The organism is Rhodococcus sp. EPR-147 (assembly GCF_001647185.1).
Classification (GTDB): Bacteria; Actinomycetota; Actinomycetes; order Mycobacteriales; family Mycobacteriaceae; genus Rhodococcoides.
The window spans coordinates 1-4,043 of the sequence record NZ_LVCU01000075.1 but is presented as its reverse complement, the minus strand read 5'-3'; the positions used below and the strand labels follow the sequence as shown (position 1 = coordinate 4,043).

The following is a 4,043-nucleotide window of genomic DNA, read 5'->3' as shown; positions in this document are numbered from 1 at the left end:
GCCGTCGCGCTCACCGCGGTACTGAAGCGGACGCCGCTCGGATTGTCCATCCGCGCAGTCGCATCCAACTCCGAGGGAGCCAAGCTCGTCGGCGTCGACATCGGTCGGGTGTACGCGCTCACCTTCGGTATCGGCGCAGCCTGCGTCGCTGTAGCCGGAGGGTTGATGACACCGTTCACCAGCCTGACGCCGTCGGTCGGAGAACAATTCACCATCCTGGCGTTCGTCATCGTGGTTCTCGGCGGGCTCGGAAGTGTCGTCGGAGCCATGGTCGGTGGCCTCGTCATCGGCCTCGTGCAGACCGTCGGCGCGCTGTACCTCCCCGGAACGGGTTCGCTGATCCTGGTATTCGCGGTGTTCGTTCTCGTTCTGTTTCTCAAGCCCGAAGGATTGTACGGAGCGCGCCGATGACTACGACAAGAAGCGCACCCACACCGGTGCAGCACGATCCGCGGTTGAAGGACACGTGGCTACGCCGCCAATTGATCACGCTGGTCATCGGATTCGTCGTCGTGGCGGCATTGCCGCTGCTCCTCGGCGAGCAGGCCCAGACGGTTGCCGTGCGCACGCTCATCTTCGCCGTGATGGCCGTGGCGTGGAACATCATGAGCGGGTTCGGCGGCATGTTCAGTTTCGGCCACGCCGCGTTCTTCGGAATCGGTGCGTACTCCGGTGCGTATCTTCTGGTCGAGCACGGAATTTCCCCGTGGATCTCGATGGTGGTCGCGGCAGTCCTCTCGGCCACGGTGGGCACACTCATCGCCTACCTGTGCCTGCGCTACCGACTCGCCGGGTCGTATTTCGCACTGGCGACATTCGCCTTCGCACAGATGTTTCTGCTGCTCGTGCAGAACCTCGAGGTGTTCAACAAGACCGAGGGCTTCAATGTGCCCATCCTGCCGCGTGATTCGTGGTGGATGCTGCAGTTCGAGAAGGGCAGCCCCAATTACGTCTGGATTCCGCTGGTCATTCTGACGCTCGCGGTTCTCGGCACCATCTTCTACACCCGTTCCCGGGCAGGGCAGTTCGTCCAGGCCACCCGCGACGACGAGACCGCTGCAGCCTCGCTCGGTATCGACACGATGAAGTATCGGTTGATCGCCGTGGCAGCGAGTTGTGCGCTGACCGCCGTAGCCGGGGTCTACTACACGCAGTACTACTTCTTCGTCGGTCCCGAGCAGGCCTTCGGTTCGGCGGTTTCCGTCGAAGCGATCGTGCCGGCCGTCATCGGCGGCATCGGAACGATCTGGGGCCCGGTCATCGGTGCCGCCGTGATCGGGCCGCTGTCGGAGTTGATCAACGAGCTGCTCAGAAACCCACCCGCCTTCCTCGAATTCCTGCAGGGAACAATCGGATTGGACGTCGCCGCGTACTCGGTGATTCTGATCGCGATCGTGATCTTCCTGCCCAAGGGAATCTTCGGCACGATCCGTGAGAGGTGGAACCGATGAGCTTGTTGACCATCGAGAACCTGAGCAAATCCTTCTCGGGTATCCACGCGGTACGCGAGGTCAGCCTCGACGTGCCCGAGCACGAATTCCTCGGCATCATCGGCCCCAACGGGGCAGGCAAGACGACCCTGTTCTCCCTGCTGTCGGGTGAGCAGCCCCCGACAGCAGGCCGAGTGATCTTCGACGGTACGGACATCACCGGATGGCCGGCGAGCAAGATCGCGCGCGCCGGGCTGGTGCGTACGTTCCAGTTGATGCGCCCCTTCGAGTCGATGTCGGTGCTCGAGAACGTCACCATCGCCGCACTGTCGAAGCGCAAGTCACGCAAAGACGCCCGGCAGCATGCCCTCGACGTCCTCGACCGCGTGCAACTGTCCGATCAGGTCGGCGGCAAGGTCTCGACCATCTCGACGGCAGGATTGAAGAGACTCGAACTGGCTCGCGCCCTGGCCATGGAGCCACGCGTCGTGCTCCTCGACGAGGTTCTCGCCGGACTCGTCCCGGCCGAGCGGGCGCCGATGATCGAACTGCTGCGCACGGTGCATCAGCAGGGCCAGACGGTGCTGTTCGTCGAACACATCATGGCTGCGGTGATGGCCCTGTCCGAACGTCTGGTGGTCATGCACGAGGGGGCGGTGCTCACCTCGGGCGACCCACGCACGGTGGTTGCCGACGACCGCGTCGTCGAGGCATACCTCGGTGAGGAGAAAACAGCATGATGCTCGAAATCGACAACCTGCATGCCGGATACCGTCGGCTGGAGATCCTGCACGGGGTGAACCTCTCGGTCGATCGGCACGAGATCGTCTCCCTGATCGGCGCGAACGGCGCGGGGAAAACGACCACGCTGCGGGCGCTGTCGGGCATGGTGTCCACGTCCGGCGGCAGAATCATGCTGGACGGCAACGCCATTCACGGGATGCGGGCGGACCGGATCGTGCGAGCCGGGCTGGTGCACGTCGCCCAGGATCGGGCGTTGTTCGGCAGCCTCACCGTGGCCGACAACCTCGAGATGGGCGCGTACACCCAGAAGCGCAGCGGCGTGAAGGAATCCCTCGACCAGGTCTACGCCCTGTTCCCCATTCTCGCCGAACGACGAGAGCAGCGGGCCGACACCATGTCCGGCGGTCAACAGCAGATGCTCGCCATCGGCCGCGCCATGATGTCCAAGCCGCGAGTACTGACACTCGATGAACCGTCCGTCGGGCTCGCTCCCAAGCTGGCAGCTCAAGTGCTCGAGGCGATCGTGCGTATCCGCGACTCGGGTGTGACCGTACTGATCGTCGAACAGAACGCCGCGCAGGCACTCGCGATCTCCGATCGGGCCTACGTCATCGAGAGCGGGTCCATCGTGCTGACCGGCACCGGGCCCGAACTGGCACACGACGAGCGGGTCAAAGCTGCCTACCTCGGTATTTAGGAGTTCACCTCACATGCATCTCTTGGCTTTCACCCCGATCGACGTCGACGCGGCAGAACTGCAGCGCCGGCAGGATCGGTACGACCACCTTTCGCCCGCGGGGATCACCGTCGAGCTCCGCAATATCGGGCCCGACGCGCCGAGCGCACTGGATACCGAACTCGACGTCAGACGGTCGGAACAGGTGCTGTCACAGGCCTTTCGTTCCCTGCTGGACACGCACGCCGACGGGTTCCTGCCCGACTGCGTGCTCGACCCCTGCGCCGAGGAAGCGGATTCGTTCGCTCGGCCGCTCTACGGCCTCACCCGGCTGACGGCCTCGTTCTATGCCTCCCAGGGGCATCGGATCGGTGCATTGGCGAGGAACGACGCCATCGCCGCAGAGCTGGACCGCCGACTCGGGTTCTACGGGATCGTCGCCGAGGCCACCGAAGTACTCGGGCTCGGTGTGCACGACATCGCAGACACCGGCACCTGGGGGAGAGCGGTCTCCGAACACGCGGGCAAGCTCCGCTGCACCATCGCCATCAATGCTTGCTCTGCAGTCGATCTCGTCGATCCACCGACGTCACCGCAGGTGGTGGACCCGACCGGCACGGCGTTGCGGCTGCTGGGTCTGCGTTCCGAGCTGCAGGTCTCCCCGTGAGCGAAGACGGACCCGACCTGGTGGTGGCCGGCGCGGGCGGTGGCCTCGTCGCTGCTCTGCGTGCAGCCGAGCTCGGACTCGACGTGCTGGTCGTCGAGGCCAGTGCGCACTTCAAGCGGGGCAACAACACGGCGATGTCCACGGCCATGATCCCCGGTGCCGGCTCACGGTGGCAGCGAGCGGCCGGAATCGACGATTCGCCGCAACAGTTCCTGGACGACGTCCTGCGCAAAACGAAGGGCACTGCCGATCTGCGGCTGGCGTCCACCCTCGCCGATGTCAGTGCGCCGCTGGTGGAATGGCTCGCAGATCACGTGCAGCTGCCCCTCACGCTCGTCACCGATTTCGCATACCCCGGCCATTCGCAGTTGCGTTGTCACACGGTCGAAGGCCGTCACGGCAGTGGGATGCTCGAGCACCTCGCGCGAGCGGTCGCCGCCGAGCCGCGCATCGACATGCTGATGCCCGCCCGACTGACCGATGTGTCCGTCGATTCCGACGGGGCCGTCGACGGCGTGACGATCAC

The 4,043-nt window shown here is 64.8% G+C and carries 6 protein-coding genes; all 6 read left to right on the top strand.

The genetic code is table 11. From position 1 onward, the window contains the following. Positions 1 to 411 (top strand): branched-chain amino acid ABC transporter permease (locus A2J02_RS03940; protein ID WP_197477924.1); only part of this gene is annotated, 411 nt, incomplete at its 5' end. Further along, positions 408 to 1,451 carry a branched-chain amino acid ABC transporter permease gene (locus tag A2J02_RS03935; RefSeq protein WP_068047081.1) on the top strand — a complete coding sequence of 348 codons (1,044 nt, stop codon included), beginning with the start codon at positions 408 to 410 and terminating at the stop codon, positions 1,449 to 1,451. The genes A2J02_RS03940 and A2J02_RS03935, both read left to right, overlap by 4 nt. Further along, positions 1,448 to 2,170: an ABC transporter ATP-binding protein gene (locus A2J02_RS03930; protein WP_068047082.1), complete on the top strand. Its 723-nt coding sequence runs from the start codon at positions 1,448 to 1,450 to the stop codon at positions 2,168 to 2,170. Before A2J02_RS03935 ends, A2J02_RS03930 begins: the two co-directional genes overlap by 4 nt. Further along, on the top strand, positions 2,167 to 2,871 hold the full coding sequence (locus A2J02_RS03925) for an ABC transporter ATP-binding protein (protein ID WP_068047080.1): 705 nt from the start codon (positions 2,167 to 2,169) through the stop codon (positions 2,869 to 2,871). The genes A2J02_RS03930 and A2J02_RS03925 overlap by 4 nt, the downstream gene beginning before the upstream one ends. Before the next feature lie 13 nt (positions 2,872 to 2,884). Further along, the gene (locus A2J02_RS03920) at positions 2,885 to 3,517 is read left to right on the top strand and encodes a hypothetical protein (protein WP_068047078.1); all 633 of its coding nucleotides are present in this window, start codon (positions 2,885 to 2,887) and stop codon (positions 3,515 to 3,517) included. Further along, positions 3,514 to 4,043: FAD-binding protein (locus A2J02_RS03915; RefSeq protein WP_156516073.1), on the top strand; the 530-nt coding region annotated here is incomplete at its 3' end. The genes A2J02_RS03920 and A2J02_RS03915, both read left to right, overlap by 4 nt.